At 68.5% G+C, this 19,904-nt stretch carries 11 protein-coding genes; 8 read left to right on the forward strand and 3 right to left on the reverse strand.

Annotated elements, in window-relative coordinates; genetic code table 11:
- Positions 1-693: 693 nt before the first annotated feature.
- Positions 694-1,554 (reverse strand): NAD(P)-dependent oxidoreductase, encoded by an 861-nt coding sequence (locus tag ACM6LU_RS36510; protein WP_414942430.1) that lies wholly within the window; start codon positions 1,552-1,554, stop codon positions 694-696.
- Between the two features lie 10 nt (positions 1,555-1,564).
- Positions 1,565-2,440 carry an NAD(P)-dependent oxidoreductase gene (locus ACM6LU_RS36515; RefSeq protein ID WP_414942431.1) on the reverse strand — a complete coding sequence of 292 codons (876 nt, stop codon included), beginning with the start codon at positions 2,438-2,440 and terminating at the stop codon, positions 1,565-1,567.
- Between the two features lie 83 nt (positions 2,441-2,523).
- On the opposite strand from ACM6LU_RS36515, the gene ACM6LU_RS36520 reads away from it, so the two are divergent.
- The 4 genes from ACM6LU_RS36520 to ACM6LU_RS36535 all read left to right on the forward strand — a co-directional run bounded on the left by ACM6LU_RS36520 (position 2,524) and on the right by ACM6LU_RS36535 (position 9,784).
- Entirely contained in the window at positions 2,524-5,712 is a 3,189-nt protein-coding gene (locus ACM6LU_RS36520; RefSeq protein ID WP_414942432.1) for a BTAD domain-containing putative transcriptional regulator, read from the forward strand.
- Between the two features lie 148 nt (positions 5,713-5,860).
- The gene (locus tag ACM6LU_RS36525) at positions 5,861-8,437 is read left to right on the forward strand and encodes an ABC transporter permease (protein ID WP_414942484.1); all 2,577 of its coding nucleotides are present in this window, start codon (positions 5,861-5,863) and stop codon (positions 8,435-8,437) included.
- Positions 8,430-9,122, forward strand: coding sequence for an ABC transporter ATP-binding protein (locus tag ACM6LU_RS36530; RefSeq protein WP_414942433.1), 693 nt, complete (start codon positions 8,430-8,432; stop codon positions 9,120-9,122). Before ACM6LU_RS36525 ends, ACM6LU_RS36530 begins: the two co-directional genes overlap by 8 nt.
- Positions 9,122-9,784 (forward strand): ABC transporter ATP-binding protein, encoded by a 663-nt coding sequence (locus tag ACM6LU_RS36535; RefSeq protein WP_414942434.1) that lies wholly within the window; start codon positions 9,122-9,124, stop codon positions 9,782-9,784. Before ACM6LU_RS36530 ends, ACM6LU_RS36535 begins: the two co-directional genes overlap by 1 nt.
- Positions 9,785-10,238: 454 nt before the next feature.
- Here ACM6LU_RS36535 and ACM6LU_RS36540 read toward each other — a convergent pair whose 3' ends face one another.
- On the reverse strand, positions 10,239-11,882 hold the full coding sequence (locus ACM6LU_RS36540; protein ID WP_414942435.1) for a tannase/feruloyl esterase family alpha/beta hydrolase: 1,644 nt from the start codon (positions 11,880-11,882) through the stop codon (positions 10,239-10,241).
- Positions 11,883-12,120: 238 nt separating this feature from the next.
- Between ACM6LU_RS36540 and ACM6LU_RS36545 the strand changes: the two genes are divergently transcribed.
- The 4 genes from ACM6LU_RS36545 (at position 12,121) to ACM6LU_RS36560 (ending at position 19,848) form a co-directional block, all read left to right on the forward strand.
- The gene (locus ACM6LU_RS36545; RefSeq protein ID WP_414942436.1) at positions 12,121-16,413 is read left to right on the forward strand and encodes a GH92 family glycosyl hydrolase; all 4,293 of its coding nucleotides are present in this window, start codon (positions 12,121-12,123) and stop codon (positions 16,411-16,413) included.
- Positions 16,414-17,250: 837 nt separating this feature from the next.
- Complete coding sequence (locus tag ACM6LU_RS36550; RefSeq protein ID WP_414942437.1) at positions 17,251-18,162, forward strand: aminoglycoside phosphotransferase family protein; 912 nt, start codon at positions 17,251-17,253, stop codon at positions 18,160-18,162.
- Positions 18,162-19,058, forward strand: coding sequence for an RNA polymerase sigma-70 factor (locus ACM6LU_RS36555; RefSeq protein ID WP_414942438.1), 897 nt, complete (start codon positions 18,162-18,164; stop codon positions 19,056-19,058). Before ACM6LU_RS36550 ends, ACM6LU_RS36555 begins: the two co-directional genes overlap by 1 nt.
- Positions 19,059-19,089: 31 nt before the next feature.
- Positions 19,090-19,848 (forward strand): SDR family oxidoreductase, encoded by a 759-nt coding sequence (locus tag ACM6LU_RS36560; RefSeq protein ID WP_414942439.1) that lies wholly within the window; start codon positions 19,090-19,092, stop codon positions 19,846-19,848.
- The last annotated feature ends 56 nt before the right edge of the window (positions 19,849-19,904 follow it).

Below are 19,904 nucleotides of genomic sequence, written 5' to 3' on the forward strand. Positions count from 1 at the left end.
AACCGGCTCAAACGCTACCGAGCCGTCGCCACCCGATACGACAAACTCGCCGTCCGCTACGAAGCCACCGTCACCATCGCCGCGATCAACGAATGGCTCTAACATCTGAAACACGCCCTAGTTGCGATCGTGGGTGGCCCTGGCGGTCTGGCGCGGGAAAGGGGTGAGTGGGGAGGATCTGTCCGCCCGGACCGCTCACCAGACCTGACTCAGGGGGCGCAAGGTCAGGATCCCGGCAAAGTCGAGGTTTGCAGGTCGGGCGGTACTCGTCGCTAGTGTCGCGTGATCCTGCTTGCGCGACGTTGGGTTTCGTTCCTCGGACGGCGATCTCGCGTGATCAGACGGCGGTTACGCGTGATCAGACGGCGATCTCCGGAGATCGCCGTCTGATCACGGGTAAGACCTGCAGGATCACGCGACACTAGGCGGAGCCGACGATGTAGGAATTGGGACGTTGAGTGTCCCAGTTCCTACATCGTCGCGGGGTCATACCGGTCGCGGAGCTTGATCAACAGGGGTTCAGGGACATGCCTCCCCGCTCGGCCCCTGGCAGGCACTAGCGATGCCAAGCCCGGATTACCAGCAGCAGCGCCGAACAGCAGTTCTGCGACTTTGAAGGCCCCTTTTCTTTGCGCTAGACGCAAGGAAAAGGGGCCTTCCTGTACTGCGGAGGATACCGCCGCGAACAGAGGACTACTTGCGGTCGTCCTTGATGACCTCGAAGAGGCTGGTCCACGAGCTACGCCCGTGCCCTGCGGCGATCGCCCGGTCGTAGTGCGATTTGATCGCCTCCGGCAGGACGACGTCGATCCCGGCGTCCCGGCTCGCCTGCACGATGTGGTCGGCGGTCGCTCCCATCATCGTCACGTCGGCCTCGTCGCCGGGATGATCACCCTTCTCGACCTGCTCCGCCGCGGCGTCCAGGTAGAAGCCCATCGTCGCGAAGTTGTCCTTGGCGTACGGGAGGAACTTCTCGACGGGTACCCCGGCCGAGCGAACGAGCGCGCTCGCGTGCAGGAACACCGAAAGCGAGTTCAGGAAGATGTCCAGCTGCGCCTGGTAGAACAGCTGCGCCAGCCGGACGTCCTCGCCGAGGAAGTCCGCCCGCCCGATCAGCGCCAGGACCTCGCGGTGCTTCTCGAACACCGCCGTGGGGCCGCTGTAGAAGACGTACGCCTCCTCCTTGCCCACCAACTGGGCCGGGACCATCAAGCCGCCCGCGATGAACTGCCCGCCGCGGGCCTTGACCCAGTCGGCTGCTTCGCGGGTCTTCTCCGGGGTGTCCGAGCTGAGGTTGACGATCACCTTGCCCGCCAACGTTTCCTCGGCCTTGCCGAGGATGTCGTACATCGCCGCGTAGTCGGTGAGGCTCAGCAGCACCAGCTCCGATGCCGACACCGCGTCCGCCGGCGTCTCGGCGCGCACGGCACCGGCCGCCACCACGTCGTCCGCCCTGGCGGCGGTGCGGTTCCAGACCGTGACTCCGTGGCCGTTCTCCAGGAGTACGCGGACCATGGCCTGTCCCATCGGGCCGAGCCCGATCAGTGTGATCATTGTGTTTCCCTTACTTCTTCAGAGTTTCGATTACGCCGATCAGGTCTTCGGCGCCGTGCCCGGCCGCGACCCGTTTGTCCATCAAGGGCTGGAGCGGCGCGAGCAACTCGCCGCTGACGCCCTGTTCTTCCGCGGTCTTCACCAGGTTCGGGAAGGCCGCGGCCTGCATCGCGAGGTTCGACACGACGTCAGTCACGTAGTCGCCGTCGTCGATCTGCTCGGCCGCGCGCTCCAGGAAGCCGCTCATCGCGTCCATCCAGCCGCGAAGCAGCGGAGCGAACTCCCTCGCTTTGGCTCCGGCGGAGCCGACGAGGGCGAAGGCCTGGATGACGCCGATGAAGTGCCCGTACATCCCGCTGAGCAGCGCGATGTCGTAGAGCGGCGCCAGTCCGGGATCGGCCCCGAGGTAGTTGACACCGCCGAAGGTGTCGAGCGCGGTGCGGGCCTGGCCGAAGACGGTGCCCGAGCCGCTGTAGAAGATGAACGCCGCGGGCGAGCCGATCATCGGCGGGACGGCCATGATCCCGCCGTCCAGGTACGCCGCGCCCAGGCCCTCGGCCCAGGCGCTCATCTCGCGTGCCTGGCCAGGGGTGCCGTTGGTCAGGTTGATCAGCTGTCGTCCCGCGAGCCCGGTCGCGGCCGGGTCCAGGACTTCGTGCACCGAGTCGTAGTCGAGCAGGCAGGCGATCACGATCTTGTTCGCCGCGAGAGCCTCGGCCACGGTCGAAGCGACCGAAGCTCCCTTCGCCGCCACGCCCTCGGCGCGGCTCGCGGTCCGGTTCCACGCGGTGACCGGATGTCCCGCGGCCAGTAGTGCCTCTACGAGCGCGGTTCCCATCGCGCCCAGCCCCAGTACCGTCACCGGGGTCTTGCCGTGTTCGGTCATGGGACCACCGTGACGCGGCCCGCGCACGGATCGCTGCGGGTCCGCGCACGAGATTGTCGGTGGTCCGCGCTAACGTCGGTTTCGTGCGTTTCGGAGTGCTGGGCCCACTCGCCGTGTGGACGACCGCGGGCGAGCCCGTCGTCGTGCCCGAGGCGAAGGTCCGCCTGATGCTCGCCGGGCTGCTGAGCAGGGAAGGCCGGGCGGCGTCGGTGTCGTCGCTGACCGACGACCTGTGGGGCGAGCATCCGCCGGGCAATCCGGGTAACACCCTGCAGACCAAGGTCTCCCAGCTGCGCCGCACGCTCGAACGAGCCGAGCCGGGCGCCCGCGAAATCGTGACGCGCCAACCCGCCGGATACGCCCTCACCGTCGAGCCCGGCGACCTGGACGTCCACCGGTTCCGCACGCTCACCGCCCGCGCCCGCGACACCGTCGATCCACGTGCACGCGCCGCACTGTTGGCGGACGCGCTGGCGTTGTGGCGAGGGCCCGCGTACGCCGGGTTCGAGGACGAGCCGTTCGCCGTGGCCGCGGCGCAGCGGCTGGAAGAGGAACGGCTGCTCGCCGAGGAAGAGCGAGCCGAAGCCAGGCTGGCGCTCGGCGAACACGGCGTCCTCACCGGGGAGCTGGCGGGCTTGGTCTCGCGGCATCCGCTCCGGGAGCGGCTCCGCGGCCTGCTGATGCGGGCGTTCTACGCCGCCGGGCGGCACAGCGAGGCGCTCGAAACCTACGCCGAACTGCGGGCCCGGCTACGGGACGAGTCCGGCCTCGAACCGGGACCGGCCCTCGCGGCCCTGCACCAGGCGATCCTGACTCGCAGCCCGGATCTCGAACCCGTCCGTGCCGCCGGGCCGGTACGCGGGAACCTGCCCGAGGCGCTGACCGAACTGGTCGGCCGGACGACCGCGGTCAAGGAGGTCGGCTCGCTCGTCACCGACGCGCGGCTGGTCACTCTCACCGGGCCCGGCGGGGTGGGCAAGACCCGGCTGGCCGTCGAGGCCGCGTCGAAGCTCGCGATGGCCGACGGCACCTGGCTGGTCGAACTGGCGGGCCTGGACAACGTCGAATGCCCGACCTGCCCGCCGGAAGACCTGGTCGCCGTCGTTCTGACGGCCGCACTGGACCTCCGCGAGGAGGCCACCTCGGCGAAGTCACCGACCCAGTCGTTGGCCGATGCCTTGCGTGACAAGGAGATTCTGGTCGTCCTGGACAACTGTGAGCAGGTCGTCGAGCCGGTCGCGGCGCTGGTGGAGCGGCTGCTGTCGGCGGCGCCGCGCCTGCGTGTGCTCGCCACCAGCCAGGAGCCGCTCGGGCTGCCCGGCGAGACCGTCTGGGTGGTCCCGCCGCTCGACTTGCCCGAGCAGGCCGATTTCGCCGCCGTGCGGGAATCGAGTGCCGTCCGGCTGTTCGCCGCCCGGGCCGCGGCGGCCGCCCCGGGGTTCGCGCTCGACGCGGATACCGCGGCCGTGGTCGCCAGGATCTGCCGCACGCTCGACGGGATCCCGCTGGCGCTCGAACTCGCCGCCACCCGGGTCCGGACGCTCGGCGTGCGCGAACTCCTCGCCCGCCTCGACGACCGGTTCGGCCTGCTGTCCTCTGGCAGGCGGGGCGGGCCACGCCGTCAGCAGACCCTTCGAGCGATGATCGACTGGAGCTGGAGTCTGCTGAGCGAGGCCGAGCAGATCGTGCTGCGCAGGCTCGCCGTCCATGCCGAAGGCTGTGGGCTCGACGCCGCCGAGTCGGTCTGCGCAGGTGGCGAGATCGCTTCCGGTGACGTCCTGGACCTGTTGTCCCGGCTCGTCGACAGGTCTCTGGTGGTCAGCAGGCCAGGAGGGACAGGCGAACCGCGGTTCCGCCTGCTGGAGTCGGTTTCGGCGTACGCACTGGAACACGCCGGAGAAGCGGGTGAACTCGACGATCTGTACCTGCGGCACGCCCGATTCCACGTCGAGCTGGCCGAACGCGGCGACGCGGGGCTGCGTGGCAAGGAACAACGGCGCTGGCTCGACAGGCTCGACGCCGAAGGCGCCAACACCCGGCGTGCGCTGGAAACTCTGCTGAGGCAAGGCGAACACCGGCTCGCGTTGCGGCTGGTGAACGCGACGACCTGGTTCTGGTTCCTCCGCGGACGGCTCACCGAAGCCCGGCGCTGTCTGAACCTGGTGCTCGACACCGAGATCGACGACGGCGACGAGCGCGCACGGGCTCTCGGCTGGTGCACGGGCATCGCCGTGCTCGACGGCACCTGCACCGAGGGCGCGGCGGAGAAAACCGTGTGGGACATCGTCGATCCCGTCGCGCGGGCGCGGTCGCTGTGGTTCCTCGGCTACGCGTGGTCCACGATCGGCGACCTGTGCCGGGCGGAGAAACTCACGCTCGGCGCGCTCGAAGCCGCCCGTGACATCGGCGACGACTGGAGTGCCGCGGCCGCGCTGAGCGACCGCGCGAGCCACCTGATCTCCGGGGGTGACCTCACCGGCGGCGGCCGGATCGCCGCGCAGAGCGCCGGGATCTTCGACAGGCTTGGCGAACGCTGGGGCTGGCTGCAGGCGTCGTTCGTCATCGGCGTGCTGGCCTCGATCGCCGGGGACTACGACCACGCCGCCCGGGTCCACCGGGAAAGCCTTCGCCGTGCGGAGGAGCTGGAGCTGTGGCCGGAGGTCGCCTACAAACTGTCCTGGCTCGGCCGGACAGCGTTGCTCACCGGCGATTTCGACGGGGCGAAGGAGTTCCACGAGCGGGCCAAGTCGTTGGCCGTCGAGCACAGCTTCAAACCCGGCGAGATCTACGCCGAGACCGGACTCGCGCTCGGCGCGCGGCGTCAAGGGTTGTTCGACGAGGCCGAACGGCGGCTGTTGTCCATTCTGGACTGGCATCGCCGGGTGGAGTCCGAAGCGGGCAGCACCCTGATCCTCGCCGAGCTCGGATTCATCGCCGAGCAGCGCGGAGACGCGGTGAAGGCGAAGCGGCTCCAGCGGGACGGCCTCGCGATCGCTCGCCTCGGCGGGGATCCGCGCGCGATCGCGCTCGGCCTCGAGGGTCTGGCCGGGGCGGAATCCGCCGCCGGCTCGTATCGCCTTGCCGCGCGGTTGCTGGGCGCCGCGGCGGCCTCTCGGGAATCGGCGGGTGCTCCCCTGCCGAAGGCCGAACGCGAAGACGTCGACAGGATCACCGGCGTTCTCGTCGCGGCCCTCGGAGAAACCGTTTTCTCCGGGGAGGTCGCGACCGGCGCGACGACACCGATCGATCGCCTGGTGACAGACAGTCAATAGCAGGGCACCCGTGTCACCACAATGGACCATGCCCTTACTTCACGTCGGCAACAAACAGTGATTTCTTTCTGTCGCGCAGACGCCTTGACAGGTAGCGTGCGTATTCATGCGGGTGAGGTGGGGGGCTACCGGCGGGCCCAGGGTGACGATGCCGTGGCGAGCGGCTCCGCGGGCGGCTTTGAGCAGCCCGCTGACCTTGATCATCGCGGCGGTGACCGCGTTGCTGGCCTGTTTCCTCGGTACCGCCGCCATCCTGCAGGCTTCGGCCGCGGGGGGCGCGGCCGTCGCGTACCAGTCCGGTCTCGCGTGCCCGGATTACTACGGGCCCGTGTTCAGCAAGGACAACGTCCCCGTCGCGGTCGCTCCGCAGGTCGCCGACTCCGTCCGCCGTCATGCTCCGGCGCACGGTTTCGGCACGCCGGTCACCTCCCGCTACACGCCGTACCTCTTCGGCACCGAGTTCAACGGCGACCCCAATTACAAGGTCACCATCGCCCACCGGGACCAGGGGGTTCCCGGCCACCTCGAGCTGGCGGACGGATCAGTGGGCGCCGGGCTCTTGCTCGGCACCGTCGTGGCCAAGGCCGAAGGGATCAAAACCGGGGTCACGCCGAGCATCAATGGCACGCCGCTCCCTCCGGTGACCGGGCTGTACCGCGACCTCGCCGACCCGGCACCTCGCTGGTGGTGCTCCCAGCAGCGGAACGCCGTCGTGAGCAGGCTCGCCAACGACCCGCTCGACTCGGTCATGTTCGCCCCCGACGGGAAGACGTTCGACGACGCGGTCCGCGCCTCGGGCATCCCGGCGATCGCCACCCTGCACATGTCGTTCTACGAGGCTCCTCCCAAGACCGTGAGCGAGGCCGAGGACCTGCTGGAACGTTCGAAGGCGCTCATCGCCGACGTCAAGGCGGATCTGGGCAGCCACGGCCTCGGTGACGCGATCATCGGGTCGGAGCCGTTCGAGCGCTCGGTGGCGATCAGCAACCAGGCGGAGTCGAACGTCCTGATCTCGATCCTGCCGCTCGCGGCCATCAGCATTTTGGTCGGCTGCGCCGGTATCGGCACTGTCGCGTTGCAGTGGTATCAACGACGGCACCCGCAGCTGAGGCTGCTGTCCGCCCGCGGCAGCGCGCCGGGGGCGCTCGGGTCGCTCGCGGTCGCCGAACTCGGACTGACCATCGTCGTCGGTGGCGCGGCGGGCGCGGTACTTGCGCGCCTGTTGCTCGGGGTCTACGGACCACCGGGTGAACTGGACGACGGGGCACTGCTGCAAGGGTCTCTCGCCGCGGCCGCGATCCTGCTCGTTTCGCTCGCCCTGCTGGCAGGCGTGATCGCCGTCCGCACACATCGGGAGTTCGAACTCGGCCGGGTCCGGTCCGGCCGAGCCAAGGGCGTGAAGCTCTTGGCGATCTTCCCGTGGGAACTGGTCACCGCCGGAGTGGCACTGCTCGGCTGGAACCGGCTCGTCGACTACGGCAAGGGGTCCAGGATCGGCAATCCGCTCCCCCAGGTCGACCCGATCGCCCTCACCTATCCGGTGTTCGTCGTGCTCACCGTCGGCCTGCTCGCCGCGCGTCTGGGCTGGCTCGCCCTGCACGCGTCGCATCGCGCGCGGCTGTGGTCACGGCCCGCGCTGCAAATGGCGATCCGGCGGCTGGCCAGCGCCCGCGCGCCGGTCACCGGCGTACTCGTGATCGGCACGTTGGCCGTCGGCACCCTGGCGACCGGCATCGGGATCGCGCGCGGACAAGAGGAGGCGCTGCACACGAAGTCGGCGATCTTCGTCGGCGCCGAGACCAGGGTCGACACCGAAAGCGTCATCGGCACCGGCAAGGTCCAGCTGCCGCCCCAGCTCGGCGGCAACACCACGATCGTCGGCGAGCTGACCGGTACCGGCAGTGTCGTGCTGGTCGTGGATCCGCGGACCTTCCGGCACGCCGCCACACTCGGCCCGCTCGACGGCGCCGAGGTCGACCGGCTCCTGGGACAGTTGTCGAGTTCCGGCACCGGTGTCCCGGCGATCCGGGTCGGGAACGACCCCGCCCAGAAACCCACGCTGGGCGCCGGTCTCGCGGACGCCAGGACGATCGGCGAAACGCCGATGTTCCCGATCATCGGCACCAAGGCCGGGTACGTGATCTCCCGAGAGTCGCTCAGCCCCGCGCAACTGCGCGTCGTGCCCAAGTGGAGTGTGCTGTCCAGCGCCCCGCTGACGCAGGTGACCGAGGCGCTGACCACTGTGGGGGTGGCCACCGCGGTCAACCGCGTCACCCGTGAGTCCGCCCTCGACGCGCTCCCGTTCTACCTCGTGTCCTGGACGTTCTCGTTCATGGCCCTGCTCGGAGCGGTACTCGGTGCGGTGGCGGTGCTGTCGCTGCTGGTCGCGGTCGAGGTCCGCCGTCGCCAGAACGCACTGGCCGGGGCTCTGGTCCTGCGGATGGGGATGCGGCCGCGTGCCCTGCTCGCGAGCCACCTGATGGAACTGGGCACGCTCAGCGGACTCGCCGTGGTCATCGGTGTCGCCTGCGGGATCTCGGTCGCGGGCCTTTCGGTGCCGCGCTTCGATCCGGCGACCTTCCTCGCGCCGAGGTCGGCGCTGCCGAACCCGACCCCGTTCGCCCTGACCGTGCTGGCCGTCGGCGTGCTCGTCGTGGCGCTGGCAGGCTGGATCGCGATGCGCTCGGTGCGCACCGCCCGGACCGCGGAGCTGATCCGTGCCTGAGAAACCGATTTTCCGGCTCGACGGTATCGGCGTCGACTACCCGACGCCGGCGGGCACCGTCACCGGTGTCGACGACGTCACCATCGACATTCCCGCACGCGGGATCACCGTGCTGGCCGGGCCGTCCGGTTCCGGCAAGTCCACCCTGCTGCGGACGCTCGGCCTGTTCGAGCAGCCCGTGCGGGGCACGATTTCCTTCCAGGGAACCGAAACCGGCAAGCTGCGGCATCGCGAGCGACGGGTGTTGCGGCGAAACCACCTCGGTCTGGTGTTCCAGAACCCGACCGACAACCTGCTCGCGTACCTGAGCGTCGCCGACAATCTCCGCGCGGCGGCGGAGTCGGCGGGGACGGAATGCCTGCCGGACGACATCCTCGATCAGCTGGGGCTGGGCGGGACCGGTGGCTGGCGGATCTCCGCGCTGTCGGGCGGGCAGCAGCAACGGCTCGCGTTCGGCTGCACCCTCGCGCGCCGCTCGACCGTCGTCCTCGCCGACGAGCCGACGTCCCAATTGGACGAAGGGTCGGCCGACCTGGTGCTCGGCACGCTGAAATACCTGGCGGATCAGGATTTCGCCGTCATCGTCGCCTCGCACGACGACCGCCTCATCGAACTCGGCAGCCGCGTCGCGCGGATGCACAAAGGCAGCCTCGAAAGCATCGAAGAACGGGAGGTCGTGCCGTAATGGCGGAACCCGCCCTCGAGGCCGTCGGGTTGCGCCGCCGGTTCCCCCATCCCAGCGGGGACGTCGAAGTCCTGCGCGGGCTCGAACTGCGTGTGGCCGCGGGTGAACTGGTCACCGTCTCCGGCCGATCCGGTTCCGGCAAAAGCGCGCTGCTGGCCCTGCTGTGCGGCTTCGACTCGCCGGATTCCGGCAGTGTCCTGTTGGACGGCATCCCGATAGCGGGCGCGCCGCCATGGCACACCTGCGCCGTCCTGCCCCAGGCACTCGGCCTCGCGAACGAACTGACGATCGCGGAGAATGTGGCGTTGCCCCTGCGACTCCGGTCCGACATCCCCAAGCCCCGTGCGAAGGACATCCACGCGCGGGTCGCCGAGCTGCTGGAGGAACTCGGGATCGGTGACCTCGGCGACCGCTATCCGCTCGAGGTCTCGTTCGGGCAGCAGCAGCGGGTCGCGCTCGCCAGGGCGGTCAGCGGGCGGCCTCGGGTCCTGCTCACCGACGAGCCGACAGCGCACCTGGACGCCGGGAGCACGCCGCGGGTGCTGCGGTTGCTGCGGCGCTGCGCGGAGGAGGGTGCCGCGGTCATCGTGGCGACGCACGACGACGACGTGCACCGGATCGCGGACCGGCGGGTCCGGCTACTGGACGGCGTTCTTTCTTAGGCGACATCTGCTCAAGTACGTGAAGGCCCCCTTCATCGCGCTAGACGCAAGGGCCCGGCAAGGTCGAGGTTCTGTAGGTCAGGCGGCTCTTCGTCGCGGTCACAACCGGTTGCGGAGTTTGATCAACAGGGGTTCTTGAGGGACATGCCTCCCTCAAGAACCCCGGCAATCGCAGTCACTAGTGTCGCGTGATCCTGCAGGTCTTACCCGTGATCAGACGGCGATCTCCGGAGATCGCCGTCCAACCACGCGTAACCGCCGTCTGATCACGCGAGATCGCCGTCCGACGAACGAAACCCAACATCAAGCAAGCACGATCACGCGACACTAGCGATGTTGAGCCGGATTACCAACAGCAGCGCTGACCAGCAGCTCTGCAACTTTGCCGGGCCCCTTGCGCTAGACGCAATGAAGGGGCCTTCACGTACTGACGTTGCTCACCTGGAACCGCGTGTCAGGGAGCGACCGGGCCGGCCTTCCTGTACAGGTCGTTCCCGGCCCAGTTCACGATGTCCTGCGAAGGCCGCGAAGGCGGAACAGGTACGAAGTTCGAGGCGTCGTCGACGCTTCCGGTGCCGTCGTACTTGGCCTGCAGCGGGTACGGGAACACCGGCCGCGTGCGGAAGACCTTGCCGTCGGCGTCACGGCCGGTGGCGATCGTCCGGTCCGGCGCGGTGCCGCGTTCGACCCAGGAAACCAGTTCCTTCAGCGGGTCGTACTCGGTCAGTTTGTCGCCGGTCGCGCAGTGGTAGAGCCCGGGCACCATGAACAGCCGGGCCCAGTTCTGCGTCGCGGCGAGGCCGCCGTTGGCGCGGGTGAGCCGCTGGTAGTAGTCGACGGTGCCCGCCGCGGGGATCGCCTGGTCCGCCCAGCCGTGCCAGATCACGAGTTTGCCGCCGGAGCGCCGGAATTCACGGAGATCCGGCGACATCGCGTTGTAGCGGACGCCTTCCGGGGTGAGCCGGTTGAAATCTCGGGCGGTGAAGGCGAACTCCTCGACCGACGAATGCGGTGTCTTGATCGGGTACGCCATGTACTTCAGGTAGTTGTCGGCGAGCCCGAACGCGACCGGGATGCCGCCGTATTCCGGCGCCGAGACGGTCCAGCCGTACCAGGACAGTTCGGAGCCGACGGTCTGGCCGCCGGGGTAGAGCTTGCGGCCGCGTTCGTCGGTCGGCGCCGCGTAGATCTTCTTGGTGGCTTCGACCTGTGCCGCGGTGAGGCAGCCGGCGTTGTCGGTGCCCGGCGGGCAGATGATCGTGGCCGGGTCGAAGCGGCAGGTGCGCGGGTCGTCGATGGCGCCGTCGGTGAGCCCGTCGGACCGGTCGCAAGAGGACACCGCGGCGGCATGCAACGCCGGGAGCTTCTCCGCGGTCAGGATCGGTTTGCCGTCGGCGCCGGTGTTCACCTTGGCGAGCCAGGTCTGGTAGACGCCGAGGAGCGGTCCCCAGTATCCGGCGGGCGCGCCGGCGATGATGCCGTCGAAGTCGTGCGGGTAGCGCTGAGCCAGCAGGAGTGCTTCGCGGCCGCCGTCGGAGCAGCCGCTGAAGTAGGAATTCGTGGGCGGAGCGCCGTAGAACGCCGTGATGAGGCGTTTGGACGCCTTCGACACGACGTGTGGCGCGCGGAAGGCGAAGTCGTCGCGCGCGGCCTGGTTGTTCTCGGCCCACTTGCCGTCGTCGAAGACGAGCGGGGTCTTGCCTACGTGACCGTCGTCGGTGGCCGCGACCGCGACGTCGCCGCCGTGCGGCAGTCCGCAGTCGGCGAACGGCGGGGTGGCGACGGCGCCGCAGAAACCGCCGCAGCCGAACTGCAGATAGCGGCCCGCGTACGTCTTGGTCGGCAGCCGCAGTTGGAACTGCACCGCCGGTTCGACGTAGCCGCGGACGTCGCAGTTCTCCGGTTCGGTCGCCGTCGCGGGCACCACGGTCGCCGTTTCGACGTGGGTGACCGCCCCGGAGACGTCGTAGGTCCGCACCAGATCGGCGCAGGTGCGCACCGGGCGGAAAGTCGTTTCGCCGGCGGTGGCCGCCGGTACCGTGAGTATCGAGCCTGCCGTGATGAGCGCTGCCACGCCGAGCATGGACAACCGCCGCATTTCCCCACCCCAGTTTCCCGGATCAGCTTGACATTGCTCCATGCACCCTGGCTCGGCCCCTGGAGGTTGTCCACCCCATTTCAGGGTAGAGAAGCGGGCATCCGGCTTGTCCAGTTCGAGTCAGGTTTGTCCGGGTGTCTTGACATCGATGTCACACGCGAGTTCTTCTCTCTTGGCGCCACCGGTCCCCGCCCGCGCGGCGCACAGCATGCCCCCGCGAGAAAGCATTGGTGCAACGATGCCCCGAAGCGTCAGACCACTGGTCTGCAGCCTCCTGAGTGCCACGGTCGTGGCGTCCGGGCTGGCAGCCCTCCCGGCCACCGCCGCGGCCGAAGACGCTCCCCCGGACTTCTACTCCTCGTTCGAGGAAGGCGAACCGCAGCCGACGTGGAGCGACACCGTCGACGTCGACCCGTCCGGCAAGCCGAAGGCGTTCGGCGTCGACGGCGCGAACGCCACCACCATCCCCGGTGACATCCGCGGCAAGGTCACCGAGACGTCGGCCAACAGCGAGAACACCCCGAACGAGGGGGTGTCGAACCTGGTCGACGGCTCGACCGACACCAAGTGGCTCGCCTGGACCCCGACCGGCTGGGCGCAGGTCGCGCTGTCGGAGCCGACGTCGATCACGCGGTACGCGCTGTCCTCGGCGAACGACTTCGACAACCGCGACCCGCAGGACTGGACGCTGCAAGGCTCCGCCGACGGTCAGTCCTGGACCGATCTGGACAAGCAGACCGGGCAGAAGTTCTCCGGCCGGTTCCAGTCCAAGCAGTACCGGCTTCCCGCGGCGAGCGCGGCCTACAAGTTCTTCCGGCTCACCATCATCAAGAACAACGGCGGCGACATCATGCAGCTCTCGGAGCTGCTGCTGGCCAACGAGGACCCGGCCCCGCCTGCCCTGCCGAACATGCGCAGCTTCGCCGACAGCGGCCCGACCGGTGGCTACACCAACAAGAACCGCGTCGGCTTCACCGGCACACGCGCGTTCCACTACTCCGGCAGCCACAAGGCGCAGGGGCACGGCTGGTCTTACAACAAGATCTTCGACGTCGACATCCCGGTGGCGGCGACCTCGGAGCTTTCCTACAAGGTGCAGCCGGAGTTCATCCGCGGTGACCTGAAGTACCCGAGCACCAACGTCGCGGTGGACCTGGCGTTCACCGACGGCACGTACCTGAGCCAGCTCGGCGCTGTCGACCAGTACGGTTTCGGACTCTCCCCGCAGGGCCAGGGCGCGAGCAAGGTGCTCTACACCAACCAGTGGAACCTGGTGCGCTCGCAGATCGGCCTGGTCGCGAAGGGCAAGACGGTCGACCGGATCCTGGTCGGCTACGACAACGCGAACGGCCCCGGTTCACTGCAGGGCTGGCTCGACGACATCAAGGTCTCCGCGACTCCGACACCGCCGGCGAGCCTGCGCCCGTCCGACAACGTGCTGACCACGCGCGGTTCGCTGTCGAACGGGTCGTTCTCGCGTGGCAACAACATGCCCGCGACCGCGGTTCCGCACGGGTTCAACTTCTGGATCCCAACAACCGACGCGGGCACGTTGAGCTGGATGTACTCCTACCACTCGCGCAACAACGAGCAGAACCTCCCGGCGCTGCAGGCGTTCTCCGCGAGTCACGCGCCGAGCCCGTGGATGGCCGACCGGCAGACCTTCCAGTTCCTGCCCTCGACCGCCACCGGCGTGCCGAACCCGGATCGTGAGGCGCGGAAGCTGCCGTTCAAACATTCCAACGAGACGGCGCGGGCGCACTACTACGGCGTCGACTTCGAGAACGGCATCAAGACGGAGGTCGCGCCGACCGATCACGCGGCGCTGTACCGGTTCAAGTTCCCCGGCGCGGACTCGAACCTGATCTTCGACAACGTCAACAACAACGGCGGGCTCACCCTCGACCCCGCGGGCCGGGCCATCACCGGGTACAGCGACGTGAAGAGCGGACTGTCCGCGGGCGCGTCGCGGATGTTCGTCTACGCGACCTTCGACAAGCCGGTGACCGCCGGTTCGAAGCTGTCGACCGGTTCCGGCGACCAGAAACGGGACAACGTCCTCGGCTACCTCAAGTTCGACGCGGGCGCCGACAAGACGGTGAACATGCGGATAGCGACCTCGCTGATCAGCGTCGAGCAGGCGAAGAAGAACCTGGCGCAGGAACTCGCCCCGGACGCGACCCTCGAATCGGTGAGCGAATCCGCGCAGAAGGCGTGGGACGAGAAGCTCAAGATCGTCGAGGTCGAGGGCGCGTCGAAGGATCAGCTGATCACGCTGTACTCCAACCTGTACCGGCTCTTCCTGTACCCGAACTCGGGCTTCGAGAACGTCGGCACGGCTGAGAAGCCGGTGAAGAAGTACGCGAGCCCGGTGTCGCCGAAGACGGGACAGGACACCCCGACGCAGACCGGCGCGAAACTGGTCGACGGCGAGTTTTACGTCAACAACGGGTTCTGGGACACCTATCGGACGGTCTGGTCGGCGTATTCGCTGCTCAGCCCGGACACGACCGGGAAGCTGGTCGACGGGTTCGTGCAGCAGTACCGCGACGGCGGCTGGATCTCGCGCTGGTCCTCCCCCGGTTACGCGGATCTGATGACCGGCACCAGTTCGGACGCCGCGTTCGCGGACGCCTATCTCAAGGGTGTCAAGGGATTCGACGTCCAGTCGGCCTATGACTCCGCGATCAAGAACGCCACGGTGACCCCACCCAACGGCGCGGTCGGGCGGAAGGGCATCGACGAGGGCACGTTCCTCGGGTACGCGCCGAACACCGCGGACCACGGGTTCTCCTGGGCGATCGAGGGCTACGTCAACGACAACGCCATCGCGAACATGTCGAAGAAGCTCTACGACGAGGCTCCGGCGAGCGACCCGCGCAAGCAGGAGTACCTGGACAACTACGGGTACTTCACCGAACGGGCCACGCAGTACGTGAACGTGTTCGACCCGAGTGTCGGTTTCTTCCAGGGCCGTGACGCGGCGGGCGAGTTCACCCGGAGCAAGGCGGACTTCGATCCCGAGGTGTGGGGTATCGACTACACCGAGACCAACGCGTACGGCATGCGGTTCTCGGTTCCGCAGGACGGCAAGGGCCTGGCGAACCTTTATGGGGGCAAGGCGGGGCTGGCGTCCAAATTGGACGAATTCTTCGCCACGCCGGAGACCGGCCTGAAGTACGGCAGCTACGGCGGGATCATCCATGAGATGACCGAGGCTCGGGACGTCCGGATGGGCATGTACGCGCATTCCAACCAGGCCGCGCATCACACGCTTTACATGTACGACTACGCGGGTCAGCCGTCGAAGACGCAGGCGAAGGTCCGCGAGGCGCTGGCCAGGTTGTACGTCGGCAGTGAAGTCGGACAGGGCTACGGCGGTGACGAGGACAACGGCGAGCAGTCGGCGTGGTGGTTGTTCGGCATGCTGGGCTTCTATCCGTTGCAGGTCGGTAGTTCGGACTACGCGATCGGCTCGCCGCTGTTCACCAAGGCGACCGTGAACCTGCCCGGTGGCAAGAAGATCGTGGTCAACGCGCCGAAGAACAGCGCGAAGAACGTCTACGTCCAGGGCCTGAAGGTGAACGGCAAGGCGCAAACCTCGACGTCGCTCGCGCATTCGGCGATCGCCAACGGCGGGACACTCGACTTCGACATGGGCCCGAATCCGTCTTCGTGGGGTACCGGCCCGGACGACGCGCCGAAGTCGATCACCAAGGGCGACGCGGCGCCGACTCCCGTGCACGACCTGACCAGGCCGGTCTCCGGCGGGGACGCGGCGTTCTTCGACAACACGTCGCGGACCGAGGCGAAGGTCAAGGCGCCGATCCAGTACCAGGTGCCCTCGACGAAGGAAGCGGGTTCGTTCTACACGCTGACTTCCGGCAAGGGCACGGGCGACGCGAAGAGCTGGGTGCTGAAGGGCTCCTACGACGGGAAGACGTGGGCGGTCGCGGATCAGCGGACCGACCAGAAGTTCCCGTGGCGGCAGCAGACCAAGGCGTTCAAGATCGCGAACCCGGCGCACTACGCCTACTACCGGCTCGAGGTCACCGCGACCACGGGCGGGGAGGCGTCGCTCTCGGAGTTCGAGGTGCTGGGCAAGCCCGACGCGGCGTGCACGCAGACCGTCACCGGCGAGCGGAAGGGCCCGCTGTCCGTTCGGGACGGCGTGACCTGTTTGGACGGTGCGACGGTGTCCGGTCCGGTGTCGGTGGCGGCGGGCGCGAGCCTGATCGTGCACGGCGGGTCGATTTCCGGGCCGCTGACGGCGACGGGCGCGGCGCAGATCGTGCTCGACCGGACGAAGGTGAACGGTCCGGTGGCGATCACCGGGGCGGCCGGGCCGGTGTCGATCGAACTGACCGAGATCGGCGGACCGGTGGCGTTGACGGGCAACAAGGGGCCGGTGCTGACTGCCAGCACGATCGGCGGCCCGCTGGCGTGCGCGGCCAACTCCCCCGCTCCGACGGACTACGACCTGCGGAACACCGTCCGCGGCCCGTCCGTCGGGCAGTGCGCGAAGCTGTAGTTCTCCGATAAGTGCGTGAAGGCCCCCTTCCTCGCGAAGGGGGCCTTCACGTCTATACGGGACGACGGCTGCGGAGGATGCCGAATCCCACGCGGACCGCGGACAACAGGGCGAGACCGGCGTAGGTGATCGCTTTCTGGAAGTCGGCCGCCTGCTGAGCCGCTGTCAGCGCGACGCCGATCCCGGTGGTGACCTCGCCGGCTGCATCTCGGGCGGTCGCAGGTCCGTGAAGGACTCCTTGAGGGACCCAGAGTCCCTCAAGGTTCCCCTCACCTCGCGCCGGAACCTCACCCCGGTCGCGGTAGCACCACCAGTTACAGCGGCGGCGCGTGAAGGCCCTCTTCCCTGCCTGAGAGTCAGGGTCCCGGCGAAGTCACGGAGCTGGTCTGCGCTGCTGTTGGTGATACCGGGCATGGCGTCGCTAGTGCCCGCAAGGGTCGAGTGGGGAGGATTTGGGACGTTGACCGTCCGAAATCTTCCCCGCTCGGGCGTGTGCCGGAAGCCGCGGGGAAAGCCTGTCCCTGAACCTCTGGTGATCAAGCTCCGCAACCGGTGTGACCCCGCGACGAAGAGCCGCCTGACCTGCAAGATCTCGACTTTACCGACCCTGACCCTGAGAGCAGGAAACTCGACCTGCACACCTTCCCCAGTAAGTGAGGCAGGGCACCCCGCACCGCCGCACCCGGCCGTCGTGGGCTGCGGCGAGCAGGCCCTGTCCGGTCGTACCGATACAGTCACAGTGGACGTCGGCGCCGATCAGGTACGCCCATCCCGGTGAGCGGTATACCGACACGACGGTGTCCACAATGGACTGTGGTGGATTCGTAGGGGGAGATCGTGTCCGATGGGGATCGATCCGGGAGCGACCTGAAGATCGACGAGGCGCTGGTAGGCCGTCTGCTGGCGGCACAGTTCCCGGAGTGGGCGGACCTGCCGGTGAAGCCGGTCGCCAAGCCCGGGGTAGACAACATGACCTTCCGGCTCGGCGACACGATGAGTGTCCGCCTGCCGAGGTACTCGCGTTGGGTGGGCCAGGTGGCGCGCGAGCAACGATGGCTTCCGTTCCTCGCGCCGCGGCTCCCGCTGCCTGTCCCGGTCCCGCTGGCGAAGGGTGAACCCGGCGAGGGGTATCCGTTCCCGTGGTCGGTGTACGCCTGGATCGACGGCGACGTCGCCCGCCCGGAGAACCTGCGGGACGAGGTCGAGGCGGCGACGGACCTGGCAGAGTTTCTAGCGGCCTTGCGGGAGATCGACCCGACGGGCGGGCCGGAACCGGAGTGGAGCAACGGCTTCCGCGGTGTCCCGGTCGGCGACGAACGTGACTCGGCGATCGTGGAGAGCCGCCTGCGTCCGAAGATCGCGGCCCTCGAAGGGCTCGTGGACACCGCGACGGCGACGGCCGTCTTCGATGCCGCACTCGCCGCGCCCGCGTGGCACGGGCGTCCGGTGTGGATCCACGGCGATCCGGCGGTGGGGAACCTGCTGTCGCGGGACGGCCGGGTGAGCGCGGTCATCGACTTCGGCACGGTCGCCGTCGGAGATCCCGCCACCGACCTGATCACCGCGTGGTCCTTTCTGTCCGGACCGGCGCGGGACACCTTCCGCACCTTGCTCGGAGTCGACGACGCGACGTGGGCCCGAGGCCGTGCGTGGGGACTCTCAGCCGTGCTCCCCTCTCCCGACGACGTGACCGAGGCGGAGCTGCTCCGGTTGGAGGAGCTCCTCGACGATTTCCGCCGCGAGGCCTGATGGATCGCGTCACGGAATTCGAGCAGCTGAGGCCCTCGATGTTCGGGCTCGCGTACCGTCTCCTCGGTTCGGCGGCGGAGGCGGAAGACGCCGTCCAGGACGCCTACCTGAAGTGGGCGGGCGCCGAACGCGAGTCGATCGAGTCACCGCGGGCGTGGCTGGCGAAGGTGGTCACCAATCTGTGCCTGAACCGGCTGACCTCGGCCAGGGCGCGGCGAGAGCGCTATGTCGGACCGTGGCTGCCCGAACCGGTCTTGACCTCGGACGAGATACTCGGTCCGCTGGAGACCGCGGAGCAGCGGGATTCGGTGTCGTTGGCGATGCTGATGCTGCTGGAACAACTCAGCCCGGTCGAGCGGGCGGTGTTCGTGCTGAAAGAGGCCTTCGCCTACAGCCATCGTGAGATCGCCGCGATCCTCGACCTCTCCGAGGTCAACTCGCGCCAGGTGCACAGCCGGGCCCGGCGGGCGCTGGACCGATCGGACGAGCGACGGGTTTCGAACCCGTCGCATCTGGAGAAGCTAGTCGAACGCTTCCTGTCGGCCGCACGGGACGGTGACTTGCCCGCACTGGAGAGCCTGCTCACCGCGGACGTCACGGCGTGGTCGGACGGTGGCGGGAAGGTCACCGCGGCGCGGCGACCGGTGCACGGCGCCGCGAGGGTCGCGCGCCTGTACGCCGGGATGTTCGCCGGTGCCACGGGGGTATCGATCGAGATCGGCGAGGTCAACGGTGGTCCCGCGGTGATCGCGACGGACGGTGGCGCGCTGTACGGCATCCTCGGGTTCGAGGTCGTGGACGGCCGGATCGCCGGGCTTTGCGCGGTCGCGAATCCGGACAAACTCGCGTTCGTCTCGCGGCAGCTGTCACGTTCCGGGTCGCCGTCCGGTCCTTGAGGGTGAAAACTCTCGTGAACGGAGGACCAAGGTGACGAAACCGATTCTGGTGACCGGCGGTACCGGCGATCTGGGCCGGGAGGTGGTGCGGCGACTGCGGGACGGCGACCTGCCGGTCCGGATCATGAGCAGGCGGCCGCGCCCGTCGGACGAGCCCGGCGAGTGGGCGCGGTGCGATCTGCGGACCGGCACCGGGCTCGCCGAGGCAATCGCCGATGTGTCGGTGATCATCCATTGCGCGTCGACACTGGGCCGCGGGGACGAGCAGGTGACGCGGAATCTGGCCGAGGCGGCGCGGCGGGCGGGCAGCCCGCATCTGGTGTACATCTCGATCGTCGGCATCGACGTGATCCGGTTCTTCTACTACAAGGAGAAGCTGGCCTCGGAGAAAGTGATCGAGGAGTCCGGTCTGCCGTGGACGGTGCTGCGCGCGACACAGTTCCACGATCTCGTCACGCGGGCGTCGGCGGCGCAGCGGCGGCTGCCGGTGACGTTCATGCCGTCCGGATTCCGGTTCCAGCCGGTCAGCACCGGCGATGTGGCGGACCGGCTGGTCGCGTTGGCGTCCGGCGAGCCCTCGGGGCGGGTGCCGGATATGGGCGGCCCCGAGGTCCGGACCGCCCGTGACCTGGCGGAGGCCTACCAGCGATCGGTGGGGCGCCGGAAGCCGATCGTGTCACTGTGGTCGCCGGGCAAAGCGTCCCGGGCGTTTCGGGCGGGCGGCAACCTGACGCCGGAGAACGCGACCGGCGTGGGCACCTTCGAGGACTTCCTCACCTCCCGCTCGTGAGTGGTAAGGACGGTTGCCTGCCGGAAGTACAGGAAGGCCCCTCCCCTGCGCTAGGC

The organism is Amycolatopsis sp. cmx-11-51, from assembly GCF_047608665.1.
Classification (GTDB): Bacteria; Actinomycetota; Actinomycetes; order Mycobacteriales; family Pseudonocardiaceae; genus Amycolatopsis.

Excerpts from the sequence above, each read along its gene's own strand:
- ACM6LU_RS36510 (WP_414942430.1), bottom strand. The coding sequence starts at position 1,554 with ATGATCACACTGATCGGGCTCGGCCCGATGGGACAGGCCATGGTCCGC.
- ACM6LU_RS36515 (WP_414942431.1), bottom strand. The coding sequence starts at position 2,440 with ATGACCGAACACGGCAAGACCCCGGTGACGGTACTGGGGCTGGGCGCG.
- ACM6LU_RS36525 (WP_414942484.1), top strand. The coding sequence starts at position 5,861 with ATGCCGTGGCGAGCGGCTCCGCGGGCGGCTTTGAGCAGCCCGCTGACC.
- ACM6LU_RS36535 (WP_414942434.1), top strand. The coding sequence starts at position 9,122 with ATGGCGGAACCCGCCCTCGAGGCCGTCGGGTTGCGCCGCCGGTTCCCC.
- ACM6LU_RS36540 (WP_414942435.1), bottom strand. The coding sequence starts at position 11,882 with ATGCGGCGGTTGTCCATGCTCGGCGTGGCAGCGCTCATCACGGCAGGC.
- ACM6LU_RS36545 (WP_414942436.1), top strand. The coding sequence starts at position 12,121 with ATGCCCCGAAGCGTCAGACCACTGGTCTGCAGCCTCCTGAGTGCCACG.
- ACM6LU_RS36555 (WP_414942438.1), top strand. The coding sequence starts at position 18,162 with ATGGATCGCGTCACGGAATTCGAGCAGCTGAGGCCCTCGATGTTCGGG.